Origin of the sequence: Exiguobacterium antarcticum DSM 14480, from assembly GCF_000685865.1 — a bacterium.
GTDB classification, from domain to species: Bacteria; Bacillota; Bacilli; order Exiguobacteriales; family Exiguobacteriaceae; genus Exiguobacterium_A; species Exiguobacterium_A antarcticum.
The window spans coordinates 1,342,821-1,361,500 of record NZ_JMKS01000003.1; the positions used below are offsets into that span (position 1 = coordinate 1,342,821).

The following is an 18,680-nucleotide window of genomic DNA, read 5'->3' on the forward strand; positions in this document are numbered from 1 at the left end:
TTGTCGCCTGTTAACCGATTGTCACCTTCTGTTGAATCCGTTCGATTTGCTCCGGCGTCGTCCGACAACAGCCGCCGATCAACCGGGCACCTGCGGCATACCATTCGGGGGCAACGTCTTCAAACGCGGTACAGACTGCTTCACCGGACCAGGTCTTGCTGACCGGATCATACTGTTCCCCAGAATTCGGATAGACGATGATCGGCACATCCGTCAGTTGTTTTAATGTCGTGATGAAGTCGGTCGCGATCGACGCCGGAAAACAGTTGGCGCCGATTGCCGCCAGTTGCGGATGCTCCCCTAAGGACTCGATACATTCACTTAACGGTGTTCCTTCACTGATGTGTGTTGCGTCACGCAGAGAAAAGGCAAGCCACGCAGATCGTTCCGGAAATTCTTCGAGCAGTCGAAACAGTACTTTTGCTTCCTGTAAGGACGGAATCGTCTCAAACGCCAACACGTCTGCCCCTGCTGCAATCAACGCTTCAAGCCGCGGACGGTGGAATGCTTCCAGTTGTGCATCGTCGACTCCGTAATGACCGACATACTCGGAACCGTCTGACAGATACGCACCGTAAGGACCGACCGATCCCGCAATCAGGGCGTGACTTGCCGCCTGTCCGGTTTCCGCACGCGCCTGTTGCGCCAGATAAACCGTTTGTTTCATCAGTTCAATCGCTTCGTCTTCTTTGATTCCCCGGCTGCTAAAACCGGCGACACTCGCTTGATAACTGGACGTGATGGCGCAATCTGCCCCAATTTTAAAATAATCCGTATGGACGCGGTGAATCTGCTCCGGTTCCTCAAGCAATACCCGAGCCGACCACAGCGGGTCCTCGAGATTGCTCCCGTGGCGCTCGAGTTCCGTCGCCAATGCGCCGTCCAATAAAAGATACGGCTTTTCCTTTAACAGTTGTTCAACTGGATTGTTGTTCTTTGACATCTTCTTCACTCCGTTTCCATGAGGTTTTCGTTAGATGATGCACGATGTAGCAGACGGCGATAAACGGCACCCCGAAATACAGAGCGACCCGTTGTGTCGGATCAAAGGCGATCCCGATCAGTGAAGCCAAACACATTAAAAATGACAGAATCGGGACAAATGGATACCAAGGTGTCCGGTAAACCAAATCGTTTACATCATGTCCCTCTTGCAGATAGCGCTTGCGAAACATGAACTGGGAAGCACTGATGCTCATCCAGACGACGACAACTGCCAGTCCGGAAATCGAAACGAGCGCAATGTAAACGGAACCCGGTGCATAGACACTGGACAATAAGGCGAGTAGACCTCCGAGCATACTGAAGAGAACGGCACGTGTCGGGACTCCGCTTGCATTTAATTTAGAAAAGAACGGCGTGATCATCCGTTGATCGGAAAGTGACCAAAGCATCCGTGAAGCGGCGTACAGACCCGAGTTCGCCGCTGACAAAATCGCCGTCAGGATGACGAAATTCATGATATCTGCAGCAAACGGCAGACCAATCCGTTCGAATACGGCAACGAATGGGCTTTCGAGCACTCCTTTTGAATCGTTGGGTAACAGAATCGCGAGAACGATAATCGTCCCGACAAAAAATAAGACAAGCCGGAAGACCGTTGTTCGAATGGCCAGCGGAACCGTCCGTTTCGGATCGACGGCCTCACCTGCTGCAATCCCGATCAACTCTGTTCCGGAATAGGCAAAGTTGACGGCGAGCATCGTCATCAGGATGGCGAATGCTCCGTTCGGGAATAATCCGCCATCCGTCAACGGGGCAAGAAGCGGCGCTTGCGATCCGTCCGCGAGTGGCAGAAATCCGACAATCGCTGCTGTCCCTAAGACGATGAATACTAAAATCGTTAATACTTTGACAGCCGAAAACCAAAATTCAACTTCTGCGAACAAACGAACCGTCAAGACATTGATGCCTAAAATCATGACGACGAACAAGGCACTGAACAGCCAGACCGGGACATCCGGAAACCACCGTTGCATCAATAAACCGGCTGCCGTAAATTCTGAACCGAGCGCCACCGTCCACGTCAGCCAGTAGAGCCAAGCGACGGTATAACCTGTTCCGGATCCAAGATACTTCGTCGCGTAGCTGTGAAAGGCACCCGTCTCCGGCATATGTACGGCCAGTTCTCCTAAGCAGAGCATGACTAGATACACGGCGAGTGCTCCGACCAAGTACGATAAAATCGTTCCGACCCGCCCTGCCTGCTCGAGCGTGTAACCTGTACTTAAAAATAATCCGGTCCCGATGACGCCGCCGAGTGACAACATGACGATATGCCGGGATTCCATTTTCCGGCGAAATGTTCCTTCTTTCATTACTCCTCCACACTCCTCTTTTTCTCATAAAATAAAAAAACGCACCCACATACATGGGTGCGTCGGTCGACAATAAAAAGAAGCTTATCGATCGGGTACGACACCCGCAGGAATTAGCACAGTATCTTTCGACCTGTTGCTGAGGCTTCAAAGGGCCAGTCCCTCCACCTCTCTGGATAAGAATGTAATTTTTCATAACAGTACCAACCCTGTTTTGAATTGTCAAAACAATTCAGAATTCATTACACAAAAAAACGCCTTACACCAAAATGGTATAAGACGTCCGTAGCTTATTTCTTCGCAAACAAATCAGCTGTCTTCAATGCCATCCGAACCGCTTTCCGGTTCAGTGTGCCTTGTTGATGCTTGATTTCTTTTGTCTGACTGTTCAACTTGCCTTGAAGCGATTTGATTTTCTTATCTTTTTCAGCCATTTTTGCTTTATCGCGTTTTTGAGCTGCGACGATTTTTTGTTCTTCTTCTGGGAAGTACGATTCAAAACGTGAAACGGCTTCTTCAATACTGATTCCTGTGATCGGTTTGACGACTGGAAGCAACTCTGCTTTTGCCATTTCACGATCAAACGGAACGTTCTCTGGGTAGTTCGTTTCTTTGTAGATGTGCTCTAAATCATTTGTGTTCAAGAATTCAACGAAATTATCAAAGTTACGCGCTTGGACACGTGTCGGGCTTTGGAAGTCAGCCGACTCAATTACATCTGACAAGCGTGTGCTGTCTGTGATGTCGTTTGCCCAGATGTGTGTCAATTGGTGATAATCCGTTAATTCGCGCATCCGTGCATCTTTTGGAATCAGGATACTTGGTGTTCCGGCAAGTGTTGCCGTGATGTTACCGTGAAGACGTGCTCCGAAGCTGAAGTCAGCTTCTTTCAAGAAGTCGATCCATGTCTGTGCGTTCAAGAAGAAGCGGACACGGTCGTTCATGTAAGTCGGATCCGACATTTTAACCGGATAGTTCGTTACAGATAAGTCAGCAATCGGATGTGTTCCTGTGTACGTCAAACGTAACTCTTTCATCCATTGTGGGATGAAGTAGTGGTTCGGGTACTCTTCCATTCCACGTGTGATGAAGTTGAGGACGTTTTGTGGTGCAAGACGTGACGAGTTGACACCGATCATCGAATCTTTTGTGATGTTCGTCTCACGGATTTTTAAATCACGGCCAAAGGCATACATCGATGGGCAACCGATGACTTTGTGATCGATTCCTTCGCGGAAACCAAGACGCGTCAAGTATTTTGATGTGATTTCGCCGCGAAGTCCAAGCATGCTTGAGCGTTCAAGAACTGCGCTGACAAAAGCTTTCACATCTTCATCGAATGAGAAACCTTCTTTTAGATCCGGCTCAAATGGTGCGCGTAAACCAACGCCGATGACGACGACTGGAATCTTGAGTTTTTTAATTAATTTCGTATATTTACGCAGTGTCGGGACGAATTCTTTACGGAATGCGTCAGCGAGCGGAATGACATACAAATCAAAGTTCGCGTTGATCTCATCTGCACGCTCTTCTTCATAGTAGTAGTAATCCGGTGTAATCGTCGTACCTTCTGTCATCAATGTACGGAAGATGCTGTATTGATAAATCAAGTTCCCAACATTTCCTCCGATTGAATTGTGTTTCATGAGATACTCTGCGTCAAACTGTTCAAACGGTGTCATACCTGCGCGAATAATAATACGTGTCATGTAAAGTAAATCCCCTCTCACATCTGGTGTTCTTGTTTTATCATTAAATTAACGTCAAAAAATATATTAACGGTTTTTATCAATCTCATTAAGAATAGAGGAGTTTGATTCAAAAAGTCAATGTATAGCCGAGCAGATCCGTTTTCAAACAGACCTGAAAATGATCGATTTTCATGGTAATTTTTCCAATATAATAAACCCATTACTTGATTTTCAGGAGGTGCGTGTGGCTCGATAGACCTGTAAGTTGGCATAAATAGCTCGTAACAGCGGATACCTCGTTTGATCCGCCGTCATGAGCAGACTTCCGAAGAGATGATCGTCCTCGACATCCTGTCCCTTTTCCATGTCGCGTTGCAGGGAGGATTTCATCGTGTCGGTCATTTGAACGATCTGTTTTTCTTGAACCTGTTCGATCTCGTCACTGAAGACAGCACCTTGTTGCTCCATCGCCTGTTTTGCTTCAGCCGTCAATTGACGGATCAGCTCCATCCCCTGTTCCTGCTCTCGGATCGGACCAATCGCCGAACGGAAGAGCGACGTCACACCGGAAAACGTCGTGATGAAAAGATACTTGTTCCACATGTCACGGATGATGGTTTCCGAATACTTGATCGGCGATTTTGTCCCGGTCAGATGCCGTTCCAGTTCTGCCAAGCGTTGCGTCCGTTCCCCCGTTAATGGACCAAACAACAGATGATGGGAAGGACTGGTTTGAAGAATCCGTCCCTGTTCATCCAGTGTCGATTCAATAAAGCATAGTCCGCCGAGCACACGGTGTTCACCAAATGTTTCAGTTAACCGCTCCAGATGTGCCATTCCATTTAACAATGGCAGAATGTATGTATGTTCCACGACAAACGGTTCGATATCCTGTACGACTTGATTCAGGTGGTAGGCTTTCGTCGAAAGCAGAATCAGATCAAACGTCTCATCTGTTCCAGCTTCGATTACACGTGGCGACATCTCAAAATCACCGTGCGGACTGCTGATCTGGAGTCCGGATTTTTCTAACTCCTGCATGCGGCGTTTACGGACTAAAAACGTGACATCCTCCCCTTTTTCCGCCAAACGTCCTCCAAAATAACCGCCGACCGCCCCTGCTCCGACAACTAGAATTTTCATTTTCATCCCTCCGGATCTCTGATTTTTTTCTTCCATTAGTACCTGTTCTTTGTCTAGCCTATCATACAGATCAGACCGAATTGGACAAAGATGACAATTTAATTAAAGCGCTTGCATTTTAGTTTCCGTCGTTTATACTACTTGTATACAAGTATACTCATCAAACAAAGTAGGTGTTTTTATGTCTGATCTTTTATACCCGATTAAGTGGTTATCAAAAGCATCCGCCGGTGATCGTGTCGCCTATGAACTGCGCATGCGGATCATTTCCGGCAAGATCGAGAGCGGTACAGTCTTATCTGAAAACAAATTAGCCGCTGATTTTTCCGTCAGTCGGTCGCCTGTCCGGGATGCCCTGAAGGTGTTGGCGTCAGAACGCATCATCCGGTTGGAACGGATGGGTGCCGTCGTCGTCGGACTGTCGAAGCAAGACATCCAGGAAATTTACGATGTCCGTCTGTTAATCGAGACGTTCGTCTTCGAACGTATCGTCCGGATGGATCGCCAGGATCTTGTCCGTGAATTGAGCAAGATTCTCGAGATGATGAAGATTGCCATCAAGTATAAGGATGCGGATGAATTTTCTTATCAAGACGTCCTGTTCCATGAAACGATCATCCGATCGATTGATCACGGCTATGTCAGCATGATGTGGCAGAATCTCAAGCCCGTCATGGAAAGCTTCATCTTATTGTCGATGCGTCAGCGTCTGGATGATGATATCGAAGATTTCGAGCGGATTCTTGAGAACCACGCGCTCTACATCGAAGCCATCGAGACCGGCGATCGTAAACGGATGATCGCTTCCCTGCACCAGAACTTTGATGATGTACAGGAAGTTGAGGATTTATGGAAATCGCAACAACTGATGACGAAGGGAGTAGAGCCGCATGACTGAATATATGTTAGGAATCGATATCGGAACGACAAGTACAAAAGCAGTGCTCTTCACGACAAAAGGGGAAGTCGTCGGACAAACGAATGTCGGTTATCCGCTTCATACACCAAACCGTTCGACGGCGGAGCAGGATCCGGAAGAGATTTTTCATGCTGTGTTGGAAAGCATCCGGTTGATGACGAAACAACATCCGACGGAACATCCCAAGTTCGTCGCCTTCAGCAGCGCGATGCACAGTCTGATTGCGATGGACGAACACGATCAACCGTTGACTGCCTGCATCACGTGGGCGGACAGCCGAAGCGAGGCCTGGTCGAACAAGATCAAAGAACAGTATGGTTATTCGATCTATCACCGGACAGGAACACCGGTCCATCCGATGTCACCACTCAGCAAGATTTGTTGGCTCGTCGAAGAACATCCCGACATCGCCGCCCGGACAAAAAAATATATCGGCATCAAGGAATTTGTCTTCCAACGTTTGTTCGGTGAATATGTCATCGACCACTCACTCGCGTCCGCAACCGGCTTGTTCAACATTCATGAACTCGACTGGGATACAGAAGCCTTGCACGTCGCCGGCATCGATGCATCCAAACTGTCACGACCGGTTTCAACGACGACTTCGTTTACGAATCTCGCACCGGAATACGCCAAACAAATTGGACTAGATTCCTCTACACCATTCCTGATCGGAGCCAGTGACGGCGTCCTGTCGAATCTTGGCGTCAATGCGATCCGCAAAGGCGAAATCGCGATTACGATCGGAACGAGTGGTGCCATCCGGACGATCATCGACCGGCCGCAAACGGACGAAAAAGGCCGGATCTTCTGTTATGCCTTAACCGAAAACCATTGGGTCATCGGTGGTCCGGTCAATAACGGAGGGATGGTCTTACGCTGGATTCGCGACGAGCTTGCATCGTCTGAAGTCGAAACGGCGAAACGACTCGGGATTGATCCGTATGCCGTCTTGACGAAAATCGCGGAACGGGTCCGCCCCGGTTCGGACGGTTTACTGTTCCATCCGTATCTGTCCGGCGAACGGGCGCCGCTCTGGAATCCGGACGTCAGCGGCTCATTTTTTGGTCTGACATTGTCGCATAAAAAGGAACATATGATTCGGGCAGCCCTGGAAGGTGTCATCTATAACTTGTACACCGTTTTCCTTGCGCTCATTGAATGTATGGATGGTCCGGTCACACGGATTCAGGCGACCGGGGGGTTCGCCCGTTCTGAAGTGTGGCGTCAGATGATGGCGGATATCTTCGAATCAGAAGTCGTCATTCCGGAAAGTTTTGAAAGTTCATGTCTTGGGGCCTGTATTCTCGGATTGTATGCGACGGGGGAAGTCGATTCATTTGAGGTGGCAGCCGACATGATCGGTGATACACATCGTCATGTACCAAATGAAGAAGCGATGCACGAGTATCGTCAGTTATTACCGATCTTCATCAGTTTAGCGCGCGTTCTTGAAAACGACTATCGACGCATCGCTACGTATCAACGGGGTTTGATTCAAAAAGAAATTTAACTTAACGTTTTTTGGGGGAAGTCACATGCCATTAGTCATTGTTGCCATCGGGATTGTTTTATTACTCGTCTTAATCATGGGGTTAAAATTAAATACATTCGTTTCACTGATCATCGTCTCATTCGTCGTCGCGTTACTGCTTGGAATGCCGCTTGATCAAATCGTCACGACGATCGAAGCCGGTCTCGGCGGAACGCTTGGTCACCTCGCCTTGATCTTCGGACTTGGTGCGATGCTCGGAAAGCTGATTGCCGACGCTGGTGGTGCGCAACGAATCGCGATGACGCTTGTCGCGAAATTTGGGGAAAAGAATATCCAATGGGCCGTCGTCGTCGCTTCATTCATCATCGGGATTGCCTTGTTCTTTGAAGTCGGATTGGTTTTATTGATTCCAATCGTCTTCGCGATTTCACGTCAGTTACGGGTCTCGATTCTCTATCTCGGGATTCCGATGGTCGCCGCTTTATCGGTCACACACGGTTTCCTGCCGCCCCATCCGGGCCCAACTGTCATTGCCGGCGAGTACGGCGCCGACCTTGGTCAAGTTCTCTTATACGGCTTTATCGTTGCCGTACCGACGGTCATCATCGCCGGTCCGATTTTCACGAAAATCGCGAAGCGTATCGTACCGGAATCATTCAAGAAAACAGGCAACATCGCGTCACTCGGGGAACAGAAGGAATTTGATTTAAATGATACACCAGGGTTCGGCATCAGTGTCTTCACGGCGATGTTACCGGTCCTCCTGATGTCGATCGCAACCGTATTAACGTTATTACAAAAGACGCTTGGCTGGGACAACAACCCCACTTTAGCTGCCATTCAGTTCATCGGAAACGCGTCGACGGCGATGCTGATTTCCTTGCTCGTCGCTGTCTATACGATGGGACTGGCTCGCCAGATTCCGATCAGAACGGTCATGGATTCATGTACGACCGCGATCACCCAAATCGGGATGATGTTATTGATCATCGGTGGTGGTGGTGCCTTTAAACAGGTGCTGATTGATGGTGGTGTCGGTGATTACGTCGCTGAAATCTTTGACGGAACGACATTATCACCGATTTTACTTGCCTGGATCATCGCCGCCATCTTACGGATTTCACTTGGTTCGGCGACGGTCGCCTCACTGACGACAGCCGGTCTCGTCATTCCGTTGCTCGGTCAATCGGACGTCAACCTCGCACTCGTCGTCTTGGCGACTGGAGCCGGCAGTTTGATCGCTTCCCACGTCAACGATGCCGGGTTCTGGATGTTTAAAGAATATTTTGGATTAACGATGAAAGAAACGTTCGCGACGTGGACCTTGCTTGAGACAATCATTTCCGTCTTCGGACTTGGATTCGTCCTCTTACTCAGTCTCGTCGTCTAAAAAAAGGAGTCGATCTATATGCTACATTCAATCGGAGTCATCGGGCTCGGTGTCATGGGGCGCAACATCGCCCTCAACATGGCGAGCCATCAAGAAGACGTCGCCGTCTACAACTACACACGTGATTTAACAGATGACTTAATGGCACATAACGAAGGATTACCGCTGCATCCTTATTACGAAGTAGCAGATTTTGTTCAATCCCTTGCCCGTCCACGGAAAATTTTCGTGATGGTCACGGCAGGAAGCGCGATTGATTCAGTCATCGAATCACTCATTCCGCATCTTGAAGAAGGCGATATCATCATGGACGGCGGGAATTCTCATTTCCTCGATACAGAACGTCGTTTTGATCAATTGCAACAACACAAGATCGAATACATCGGCGTCGGTGTCTCCGGCGGTGAAGTCGGTGCCCGGACCGGTCCTGCCATCATGCCGGGTGGAACAAAAGAAGCCTACGCACAAGTTGCACCGATTTTGACGAAGATTGCCGCCAAAGTGAACGGCGAGCCGTGTTGCGTCTACATCGGACCAAAAGGGGCCGGTCATTTCGTCAAAATGGTCCACAACGGCATCGAATATGCGGACATGCAATTGATTGCAGAAGCGTACAGTTTCCTCCGGTTCCGTCTTGGACTCGACGTTGAAGAAATCGCTGATGTCTTCTCGTCTTGGAACGAAGGCGAACTGAAAAGTTACCTGATTGAAATCACAGCGGATATTCTCCGGAAAAAAGATGATGCGACCGGTCTTCCATTGATCGATGTCATCTTGGACCAAGCCGGTCAAAAAGGCACAGGCAAATGGACGAGCATGCAATCGATTGATAATGGGATCGCCTCTTCGATCATTACCGAAGCCTTGTTCGCCCGTTATCTCTCGGCCGTCAAAGAAGAACGTGTCGTAGCGGCTACTGTCCTCGGCGGACCAGACGCCCGTGAAACGCTTGATAAAGACGTCTGGATCGAGCGAATCCGCCAAGCGCTTTATATGGGGAAAATTGCAGCCTATGCCCAAGGCTTCACCCAGTACCGGGCGTCGTCCGAACTGTATGACTGGAATTTACGCCTCGAAGAAATCGCCTTGATCTTCCGCGGCGGCTGCATCATCCGGGCCGATTTCCTCAACGTCATCAGTGACGCCTTTGCCAAGGACGAGTCACTGGCGAACCTGATGCTCGCGCCGTACTTCGCCGAGAAGGTTCAGGCTTATCAAACGTCACTGCGCCAAGTCGTCGCAGAAGGTTTCTTGTCCGGACTCGCTGCTCCATGTCTCAGCACCTCATTGACGTATTACGACAGCTACCGAACTGCTAGTTCTAACGCCAACATCTTACAAGCCCAACGTGATTATTTCGGTGCACATACATATGCCCGAACCGATCGCGAAGGGACGTTCCATACGGACTGGCAGTAACTCATACAGCTCTCGTTTCCTGTTTCGTTCAGGAAAACGGGAGTTCTTTTTTTGTTCACACTTTGTTTATCAGAATAGGAAATTACAGGTTATCTCTTGACAAAACAGAGCGGTTATATGAAATTAGTATTAGATTAGAATTATTCTAGTGTGATAGATACAGCTTTTTCTTTTCACTAGAACAGATTCTTAAATAGAACCCAACAGGAGGATTTTTATCATGTCTTTAATCGGAAGTGAAGTAAAACCATTCAGTGCATCAGCATTCCATAACGGAGAGTTCGTCGATCTTACAGATGCTAACCTTCGTGGAAAATGGAGTGTCGTTTGTTTCTACCCAGCAGACTTTACATTCGTTTGCCCGACTGAGCTCGAAGATCTTCAAAACCAATACGCAGCACTCAAAGCGCTTGACGTTGAAGTTTACTCAGTTTCAACAGATACGCACTTTACACATAAAGCTTGGCACGAAACTTCAGAAACAATCGGTAAAATCGAGTACGTCATGATTGGTGATCCGTCACACGTCATCTCACGTAACTTCGAAGTCTTGAACGAACAAGACGGACTTGCAGACCGCGGAACGTTCATCATCGATCCAGACGGTGTCATCCAAACGGTTGAGATCAACGCAGACGGAATCGGTCGCGACGCAAGCACACTCGTTAACAAAATCAAAGCAGCACAATACGTACGCAACAACCCAGGCGAAGTTTGCCCAGCGAAATGGGAAGAAGGTTCTGCAACACTCACACCGAGCCTCGACCTCGTCGGAAAAATTTAAGGAGCGGATTTGAGATGGCTTTAGCAGCAGATATTAAAGCACAACTCGCTCAATACCTGGAGTTATTGGAAGGAGATCTTGTCCTCGCGGTCAGCGCCGGGACAGACTCCGTTTCTCTTGAGATGAGCGAGCTCGTCGAAGAAATCGCGAGCATGTCACCACGAATCAGCATCGAGCAGGCGTCACTGGCTCGGACACCAAGCTTCAGCGTCAATCGTGTCGGTGAAGAGAGCGGAATCACGTTTGCCGGGATTCCACTCGGTCACGAGTTCACGTCCCTCGTCTTGGCGTTACTCCAAGTCAGCGGTCGTGCACCAAAAGTCGATGCTTCACTGATCGATCAGATCAAAGGCATCAAAGAAACATACCACTTCGAGTCCTACATCAGTCTCAGTTGCCACAACTGTCCGGATGTCGTCCAAGCCTTAAACGTCATGAGTGTCCTGAACCCAAATATCAGCCACACGATGATTGATGGTGGCGCGTTTAAACAAGAAGTCGAAGCGAAAGAAATCATGGCTGTCCCAACGGTCTTCGTCAACGGCGAAGCGTTCGGAAACGGTCGGATGTCGCTCGAAGAAATTCTTGCGAAACTCGGCACAGGTGTCGATGCGTCTGACTTTGCGGACAAAGATCCGTACGACGTCCTTGTCGTCGGTGGAGGTCCTGCTGGTTCAAGTGCCGCGATTTATGCAGCCCGTAAAGGCATCCGGACCGGGATCGTCGCGGAACGGTTTGGCGGTCAGGTCATGGATACGATGAGCATCGAGAACTTCATCAGCATGAAGTATACGGAAGGTCCGAAACTCGTTGCGAGTCTTGAAGAACACGTCAAAGAGTACGGCATCGATGTCATGAACCTCCAGCGGGCAAAACGTCTTGAGAAAAAAGACCTCGTCGAACTGGAACTTGAGAACGGTGCGGTCTTGAAAACGAAAAGTCTGATCCTCTCAACAGGAGCACGCTGGCGCAACATCGGTGTACCGGGCGAACTCGAGTTCAAGAACAAAGGGGTTGCGTACTGTCCCCACTGTGACGGTCCACTCTTCGAAGGAAAACGTGTCGCTGTCATCGGCGGCGGGAATTCCGGTGTCGAAGCTGCGATCGATCTTGCCGGTCTCGTCAAACATGTGACGGTGCTTGAATTTGCACCGGAACTGAAAGCAGACGCGGTCTTACAAGACCGTCTGGCAAGTCTTCCGAACGTCACGGTCGTTGCCAACGCCCAGACGAAGGAAATCACAGGTACGGATAAAGTGAACGGCATCACGTATGTCGAACGCGCAACAGGTGCTGAGCATCATGTCGAGCTCGAAGGCGTTTTCGTCCAAATCGGTCTTGTGCCAAACACAGACTGGCTCGGCGAAACGATCGAACGCAACAAGTTCGGTGAAATCCTTGTCGATCGTCATGGCGCAACGAACATCCCGGGTGTCTTCGCAGCCGGTGACTGTACGGACAGTGCTTACAAACAGATCATCATCTCGATGGGATCAGGTGCTACAGCTGCACTCGGTGCCTTCGATTACATGATTCGTAACTGATTATCGAAACGCTTTGCTTCGGCAAGGCGTTTTTTTGATTAGAAAAAAGGTATGTTTCACAAAAGATGTTTCTTTCCGTGCTTTTCTCGGGCGAGGCGCAAGCCGCGGCTTTTTACGACCAACAGGTCTTAAAGCCGGGTCTCGCCTGCCTCTGACAGCGCGTAAACGCGCTTTTTCCCGTAGAAGTCACGGAAAATCATCTTTTAGGTCTACGCTTTCATTATGAAAGATTCAGATTTAAACTGACCTCTATAAATTGTTCGAAATTGACACTTTTAGCTAGACCAGTTATCTGATAGATTGAGAGTATTCAAAATCTATCATAAAGAAGGTCAGGCACATGCAAAAAGCAGCACCGTATTCAAGCACTCGTACCCGGCAACTCGTCATCACTTCGATGTCGATTGCACTTGTTCTTGTCGCAACAATGTTCATCAATATCAAATTGCCCATCGCAGCGAATGGTGGACTGATCCACATGGGAACAGCCATGTTGTTCCTGATTGCGATTTTATTCGGTCCACGTACAGCACTTATTGCCGGCGCCGTTGGAATGGGGTTATTTGACATTCTGCTAGGCTATACCATTTGGGCACCTGGTACCATTATCGCTCGTGGACTTCAAGGGTTGATCGTTGGTTACATCGCTTGGTCCGGTGGTCGAAAAGGAACGAATGTCGCATTCAATTTGATCGGGATGATCGCTTCCGTACCGGTGATGTTGCTCGTCTACTTTGTTCATGAAGGAATTGCCTTCAGCAGTTGGGCGGCTCCACTTGCTTCAATCCCGGGAAACATCACGCAAAACGTCGTCGGTATTCTCGTCGCGATTCCAGTTGGAATTGCCTTGAAGAAAACACGTTTCTTCCGTCAACGCGGCTGATTTTACACAAGCAACCCCGTCCTCTTCAAGAGGACGGGGCTTTTTTGTTGCCAATAAATACTCTTAACGAATCGGTTGGGCTTCCGTCAATTCGAGCGTTTTCGTGGTTTCGGCATGGATTTGATCAAAGAGCTCTGGATTCGCGACGAGTGACGTCCCGTACGACGGAATCATTTCTTTGATTTTCGATTCCCACTCAGGCATTTGATCCGGGAAACACTTTCCGAGCACTTCCAGCATGACCGGTACGGCTGTTGACGCACCTGGTGAAGCGCCAAGCAACGCTGCGACTGAACCGTCTGCCGCACTGACGACTTCCGTTCCGAACTGGAGAGTCCCCTTGCCTTGCGGTGTATCCTTGATGACTTGGACCCGTTGACCGGCAACGACAACATCCCAGTCTTCGGTCTTCGCGTTCGGAATGAACTCACGCAGTTCGTTCATCCGTTGCTCTGTCGACAGTAAGACCTGCTCGATCAAATACTTCGTCAGTCCCATCTCTTTTGCGCCTGCCGCCAGCATCGTCAAGACATTGTTTGGTTTGACGGATGTGATCAAGTCAAGATTCGATCCGGTTTTAAGGAACTTCGGTGAGAAACCAGCGAACGGTCCGAACAAGAGTGACTTCTGACCGTCGATGTAACGTGTGTCTAAATGCGGGACAGACATCGGCGGCGCACCGACTTTGGCTTTCCCGTAGACTTTCGCATGGTGACGTTCGGCGATTTCTGGATTTTTACAGACGAGGAACAAGCCGCTGACCGGGAATCCGCCAATCTGTTTCGACTCCGGAATCCCTGTTTTTTGAAGTAACGGCAAGCTTCCGCCGCCGCCGCCGATAAAGACGAACTTCGCTGTATGGTGTTCGATCCGGTTGTCGCGTTCGTTTTTGACTTTGATTTCCCAACCACCGTCGACTCGTTTCAAGTCTTCGACACCGTGACCATAATTGATCTCGACATCGAGTTGTTTTAAGTGATCAAACAAAATCCGTGTCAGTGCTCCGAAATTGACGTCTGTACCCGAATCGATTTTAGTTGCTGCGATCGGCTCCGGTGACGTCCGGCCTTCCATGATTAACGGAATCCATTGTTTCAGTTGCTCCGGATCTTCCGAAAATTCCATTCCTTTGAACAACGGATTAGCTGAGAGCGCTTCCAATCGTTTTTTCAGGAATGTGACGTTTTCCGCTCCTTCGACCATACTCATATGTGGAATCGGCATGATGAATTCTTTCGGATTCGGCAAGACTTGTTCTTTGACGAGGTGCGACCAAAATTGGCGTGACAGTTGGAACTGTTCGTTGACCTTGACCGCCTTGCTGATATCAATCGTTCCGTCAGCATTTTCCGTCGTATAGTTCAGTTCGCAGAGTGCTGCGTGACCTGTCCCCGCGTTGTTCCATTCATTTGAACTTTCTTCCCCAGCACTCGCTAATTTCTCGAATACTTTAATGTTCATGTCTGGCGCAAGCTCTTTTAATAAGACCCCTAGTGTTGCGCTCATGACTCCGGCACCAATCAAAATAACATCTGTTTGTTTAGGCATACTGCTCATGATATCCTTCCTATCCCCGTTTGATATTATGGACCTGTCATACCAGTTGAAAGCGCTCGTATGACGACAACTTACCTTTCCAGTATAACCCTATCACAGGTCATTCATAAATTAAAATATTGGGTGTCTCCACTTAAAAAAAATCCACTTCCTGATATAAGGCGACACATCCGAAGACATACTTTCGGATAAACGGGCTATATACTCATATAGAAGAAAAAGGAGGAACGTGCATGGCAACGCGTTGGATTTTCGGCAATCAACTCAGTCACAGCTTACCGCTTCTGACGGAAGCGGATCCGAAAGAAGATATTATCCTGATGGTGGAGGCGACGTCGCGCTCCACCTGGAAAGCGTATCATAAACAAAAACTCGTACTGATTTTTTCAGCGATGCGTCATTTCGCAGAAGAACTTCGGGACAAAGGATTCACGGTCGATTACCGGGAAGCAGACTCGTTTGACGATGCGTGGAAGCAGCACCAGAAGACGTACCAACCGACGCATCTCCTGTATACAGCCATCACAGAAGAACCGATGCGCCGTGTCATGCAAAAATTTCAGGATACTCTCCCGAAAACGATCACCGTCGATGTCTGTTCCGATGTTCCGCTCTTTTTATTGACGCAAGACGAAGCGGTGTCGATGCTCGGAGATCAACCGTGGAAGATGGACCGCTTTTACCGGCAGCTTCGAAAGGACCGCCGACTGTTGATGAACGGAAACAAACCGCTCGGCGGAAAGTGGTCGTTTGACGCCGATAACCGAAAACCGGCGAAGGACGGCGTTGATTTTAAAGCACCGATCCGGTTCCGCCCGGATCAGATCACGCGTGACGTCATCCAAAAAGTCGAGACGTCGTTTGCCGACCATCCGGGTCAGCTCGATGCGTTTCATTGGCCGGTCACGCGAGCAGAGGCACAGCGGGCGCTCGCCCGTTTCATCGACGAACGGCTTGCGACGTTCGGGACCTATCAGGATGCCATGCTGACGGGAGAGGATACGTTATCGCACTCCCTGCTCTCTTCATCGATTAATATCGGCTTGCTGTCACCGGACGAAGTCATTCAAACTGTCGCCGCCGCACTGGAAGACCAGGACGCACCGCTCAATGCTGTCGAAGGATTCATCCGGCAGATTCTCGGTTGGCGCGAATACATGCGGGCCGTCTATTTGAGTCAGATGCCGGGTTACGAACAGGTCAATGTCCTGCAACATAACCGTGATTTACCTGATTTCTTCTGGGATGGTCAGACAACGATGACGTGTGTCGCAGAGTCGTTACGTCCCGTCATCGAAAATGCGCACAACCATCACATCCAGCGGCTGATGGTGCTTGGAAACTTTGCCAATCTGTTTGAGATTTCCCCGCAACAGACAGCGGACTGGTTCAACGAGATGTACATCGATGCCTACGATTGGGTCGTTCTCCCGAATGTCCTCGGGATGGCGTTGCACGCGGATGGTGGTCTCCTGTCGACGAAACCGTATATCGCATCGGCAAACTACATCCACAAGATGAGTGACTACTGCGGGAATTGCCCCTTTAATCAGAAGGATGCACTCGGTGAAAATGCCTGTCCGTTCAATGCCCTGTACTGGGACTTCATCGCCCGGCATGAGGAACGTTTTGCCGGCAACCCACGGATGACGATGATGTACCGGCAATGGGCGAAACGGAATCAAGCGGGTCAGCAGGCGATTCGTAAAAAAGCGACCGTATTGAAACAGCAGTTGGCGGACGGAGAATTTCACCGCTGAGTCTGTCACTAAGACAGCTCGACAAATAAGACCCGATTCCCTGTCTTCTTCGACAGGAAATCGGGTCTCTGTATTTCATCTCAGGAACGCGAGTGAAGAAAAAGGATTTCTTTTTCGTCAGACTCTGTTCTGTATTCTTCACCAATCACGCACTATGCCGTTCTGCTTTTTGATGTTTTTTTGTCCGCAGCTGGTACAAGACGAACAATCCGATGAACCAGACCGGTGTCAGGAGCAAGGCCGGACGTGTTTCATCCGCGACGAGCATGACGACTAGAATCAGCGTAAACAGCGCAAGCACGAGGTAGTTGACGAATGGTGTCCACGGTGCTTTGAATGTCGACGCCGCATGCAGTTCCGGCTGTGTCTTCTTGTATTTCAAGTGACAGACGAGAATGACACCCCAGACCCAGATGAAACAGATCGCACTGATCGTCGTGACGATGCTGAACGCTTGTCCTGGAATTAATTTACTTAATAACGCACCACCCGAGACGACCAATGTCGAGATGAACAAGGCATTTGCCGGCACGTGGTTTTTATTCAGCTTCGAAAAAGATTTGGGTGCTTGCTTTTGATTCCCGAGATTATACAAAATTCGGCTCGTTGAGAACATTCCGCTGTTACAAGCGGAAGCGGCCGACGTCAGGACAACGAAGTTGATGATTCCGGCAGCAAGCGGAATCCCGATCAGACTAAACGTCTTGACGAACGGACTTTCCGTTGCGTTCAGTCCTGTCCACGGGTTGATCATCAAGAGAATGAGCAAGGCACCGACGTAGAAAAATAGAATCCGTAACGGAATTTTATTGATGGCTGATGGAATATTCTTTTTCGGATCGGCCGTTTCTGCTGCCGAGACACCAACGAGCTCGACTCCGACATAAGCGAAGACGACCATCTGGAACGATAACAGGAACCCGGTGATGCCGTTCGGGAACATCCCGCCGTGCTGCCACAGATTCTTGACCGTGACCGGTCCGGCGTCGGTGTTAAAGCCAATCACGAGCAAGACGATCCCGACGCCGATCAAGGCTAAAATCGTGATGACCTTGATCAACGCGAACCAAAACTCGAGTTCCCCGAACAGTTTGACCGTCAAAAGGTTAAAACCGAGTAAAATCAACAAGGCGATGACGGCCGGAATCCACTGCGGGATATCAAACCAATATTTCACGTAGACACCGACCGCGATGACATCTGCCATCGCCGTCATGATCCAACAGAACCAATATGTCCAGCCGGTCACGAACGCGGCCCGCGGACCGAGATAATCTTCCGCGATATCCGTCAGTGACTGATAACCGGCTTTTGACAATAACAATTCGCCCAGTGCCCGCATGACGAAGAAAATCGCAATCCCGACAAGCAGGTAGGCAAATACAATCGACGGACCGGCCAGTTGAATCGCTTTCCCCGATCCTAAAAACAACCCTGTTCCGATCGTTCCACCAATCGCAATCAATTGGACATGACGATTCGATAAATCCCGTTTTAATCCTTGCTGTTCCAAACCAAAACTCCTCCTTTGATGATCTCTCTGTTTCCCTCGGTCAGACTGTTCTGTCAGTCCAACAAAAAAAGAGACTGGACGGGTGTCCAATCTCAAAAAAATCATCAGAATAGCAAATAATCATTTTCCGTATCAGCGATGCCAATACAAAAAACCAAAATTCAGTACTCTTCTGTCCTTTTGCCTGAGATTGTGAACCCTTCGGCGCCGTATACACGGTCTCTCCAGAAGCTGCTCCTGCCATAGTGTGACCCATGACAATCA

Annotated in this window: 14 protein-coding genes and 2 riboswitches; of the genes, 8 read left to right on the plus strand and 6 right to left on the minus strand. The window is 49.3% G+C overall.

Features of this window, described 5'->3' with window-relative positions:
- Positions 1–10: 10 nt before the first annotated feature.
- The 4 genes from mmuM to P404_RS0107760 form a co-directional block, all read right to left on the minus strand.
- Positions 11–943, minus strand: a complete 933-nt coding sequence (gene mmuM, locus P404_RS0107745; RefSeq protein ID WP_026830465.1) for a homocysteine S-methyltransferase — start codon at positions 941–943, stop codon at positions 11–13.
- A complete protein-coding gene (locus P404_RS0107750) occupies positions 918–2,318 on the minus strand; it encodes an amino acid permease (protein ID WP_014971697.1) in 1,401 nt (466 codons plus the stop codon). The genes mmuM and P404_RS0107750 overlap by 26 nt, the downstream gene beginning before the upstream one ends.
- An 81-nt stretch (positions 2,319–2,399) precedes the next feature.
- Positions 2,400–2,501: riboswitch (SAM riboswitch) on the minus strand.
- Positions 2,502–2,608: 107 nt separating this feature from the next.
- Positions 2,609–4,027, minus strand: coding sequence for a polysaccharide pyruvyl transferase family protein (locus P404_RS0107755; protein ID WP_014971698.1), 1,419 nt, complete (start codon positions 4,025–4,027; stop codon positions 2,609–2,611).
- A gap of 213 nt (positions 4,028–4,240) precedes the next feature.
- Complete coding sequence (locus tag P404_RS0107760; RefSeq protein ID WP_026830466.1) at positions 4,241–5,152, minus strand: ketopantoate reductase family protein; 912 nt, start codon at positions 5,150–5,152, stop codon at positions 4,241–4,243.
- 181 nt (positions 5,153–5,333) lie between these two features.
- Between P404_RS0107760 and P404_RS0107765 the strand changes: the two genes are divergently transcribed.
- From P404_RS0107765 to P404_RS0107795, 7 genes are all read left to right on the plus strand, one after another.
- Positions 5,334–6,050 (plus strand): GntR family transcriptional regulator, encoded by a 717-nt coding sequence (locus P404_RS0107765; RefSeq protein WP_026830467.1) that lies wholly within the window; start codon positions 5,334–5,336, stop codon positions 6,048–6,050.
- Entirely contained in the window at positions 6,043–7,584 is a 1,542-nt protein-coding gene (gene gntK, locus P404_RS0107770; RefSeq protein WP_026830468.1) for a gluconokinase, read from the plus strand. The genes P404_RS0107765 and gntK overlap by 8 nt, the downstream gene beginning before the upstream one ends.
- A 25-nt stretch (positions 7,585–7,609) precedes the next feature.
- Positions 7,610–8,956 (plus strand): GntP family permease, encoded by a 1,347-nt coding sequence (locus P404_RS0107775; protein ID WP_014971702.1) that lies wholly within the window; start codon positions 7,610–7,612, stop codon positions 8,954–8,956.
- A gap of 18 nt (positions 8,957–8,974) precedes the next feature.
- Entirely contained in the window at positions 8,975–10,375 is a 1,401-nt protein-coding gene (gene gnd, locus P404_RS0107780) for a decarboxylating NADP(+)-dependent phosphogluconate dehydrogenase (protein ID WP_014971703.1), read from the plus strand.
- Between the two features lie 220 nt (positions 10,376–10,595).
- The gene (gene ahpC, locus P404_RS0107785; protein ID WP_026830469.1) at positions 10,596–11,159 is read left to right on the plus strand and encodes an alkyl hydroperoxide reductase subunit C; all 564 of its coding nucleotides are present in this window, start codon (positions 10,596–10,598) and stop codon (positions 11,157–11,159) included.
- Positions 11,160–11,173: 14 nt separating this feature from the next.
- The gene (gene ahpF / locus P404_RS0107790; RefSeq protein ID WP_026830470.1) at positions 11,174–12,703 is read left to right on the plus strand and encodes an alkyl hydroperoxide reductase subunit F; all 1,530 of its coding nucleotides are present in this window, start codon (positions 11,174–11,176) and stop codon (positions 12,701–12,703) included.
- A 340-nt stretch (positions 12,704–13,043) separates the two neighbouring features.
- Positions 13,044–13,586 (plus strand): ECF transporter S component, encoded by a 543-nt coding sequence (locus P404_RS0107795; RefSeq protein WP_026830471.1) that lies wholly within the window; start codon positions 13,044–13,046, stop codon positions 13,584–13,586.
- Positions 13,587–13,649: 63 nt separating this feature from the next.
- Here P404_RS0107795 and P404_RS0107800 read toward each other — a convergent pair whose 3' ends face one another.
- On the minus strand, positions 13,650–15,143 hold the full coding sequence (locus P404_RS0107800) for a malate:quinone oxidoreductase (protein WP_026830472.1): 1,494 nt from the start codon (positions 15,141–15,143) through the stop codon (positions 13,650–13,652).
- Positions 15,144–15,376: 233 nt separating this feature from the next.
- Between P404_RS0107800 and P404_RS0107805 the strand changes: the two genes are divergently transcribed.
- A complete protein-coding gene (locus P404_RS0107805) occupies positions 15,377–16,903 on the plus strand; it encodes a cryptochrome/photolyase family protein (RefSeq protein ID WP_026830473.1) in 1,527 nt (508 codons plus the stop codon).
- 145 nt (positions 16,904–17,048) lie between these two features.
- Here P404_RS0107805 and P404_RS0107810 read toward each other — a convergent pair whose 3' ends face one another.
- The gene (locus P404_RS0107810; RefSeq protein ID WP_014971709.1) at positions 17,049–18,416 is read right to left on the minus strand and encodes an amino acid permease; all 1,368 of its coding nucleotides are present in this window, start codon (positions 18,414–18,416) and stop codon (positions 17,049–17,051) included.
- A gap of 162 nt (positions 18,417–18,578) precedes the next feature.
- A riboswitch (glycine riboswitch) is annotated at positions 18,579–18,654 on the minus strand.
- Between the last annotated feature and the right edge of the window lie 26 nt (positions 18,655–18,680).

Excerpts from the sequence above, each read along its gene's own strand:
- mmuM (WP_026830465.1), bottom strand. The coding sequence starts at position 943 with ATGTCAAAGAACAACAATCCAGTTGAACAACTGTTAAAGGAAAAGCCG.
- P404_RS0107750 (WP_014971697.1), bottom strand. The coding sequence starts at position 2,318 with ATGAAAGAAGGAACATTTCGCCGGAAAATGGAATCCCGGCATATCGTC.
- P404_RS0107755 (WP_014971698.1), bottom strand. The coding sequence starts at position 4,027 with ATGACACGTATTATTATTCGCGCAGGTATGACACCGTTTGAACAGTTT.
- P404_RS0107760 (WP_026830466.1), bottom strand. The coding sequence starts at position 5,152 with ATGAAAATTCTAGTTGTCGGAGCAGGGGCGGTCGGCGGTTATTTTGGA.
- P404_RS0107765 (WP_026830467.1), top strand. The coding sequence starts at position 5,334 with ATGTCTGATCTTTTATACCCGATTAAGTGGTTATCAAAAGCATCCGCC.
- gntK (WP_026830468.1), top strand. The coding sequence starts at position 6,043 with ATGACTGAATATATGTTAGGAATCGATATCGGAACGACAAGTACAAAA.
- P404_RS0107775 (WP_014971702.1), top strand. The coding sequence starts at position 7,610 with ATGCCATTAGTCATTGTTGCCATCGGGATTGTTTTATTACTCGTCTTA.
- gnd (WP_014971703.1), top strand. The coding sequence starts at position 8,975 with ATGCTACATTCAATCGGAGTCATCGGGCTCGGTGTCATGGGGCGCAAC.
- ahpC (WP_026830469.1), top strand. The coding sequence starts at position 10,596 with ATGTCTTTAATCGGAAGTGAAGTAAAACCATTCAGTGCATCAGCATTC.
- ahpF (WP_026830470.1), top strand. The coding sequence starts at position 11,174 with ATGGCTTTAGCAGCAGATATTAAAGCACAACTCGCTCAATACCTGGAG.
- P404_RS0107795 (WP_026830471.1), top strand. The coding sequence starts at position 13,044 with ATGCAAAAAGCAGCACCGTATTCAAGCACTCGTACCCGGCAACTCGTC.
- P404_RS0107800 (WP_026830472.1), bottom strand. The coding sequence starts at position 15,143 with ATGAGCAGTATGCCTAAACAAACAGATGTTATTTTGATTGGTGCCGGA.
- P404_RS0107805 (WP_026830473.1), top strand. The coding sequence starts at position 15,377 with ATGGCAACGCGTTGGATTTTCGGCAATCAACTCAGTCACAGCTTACCG.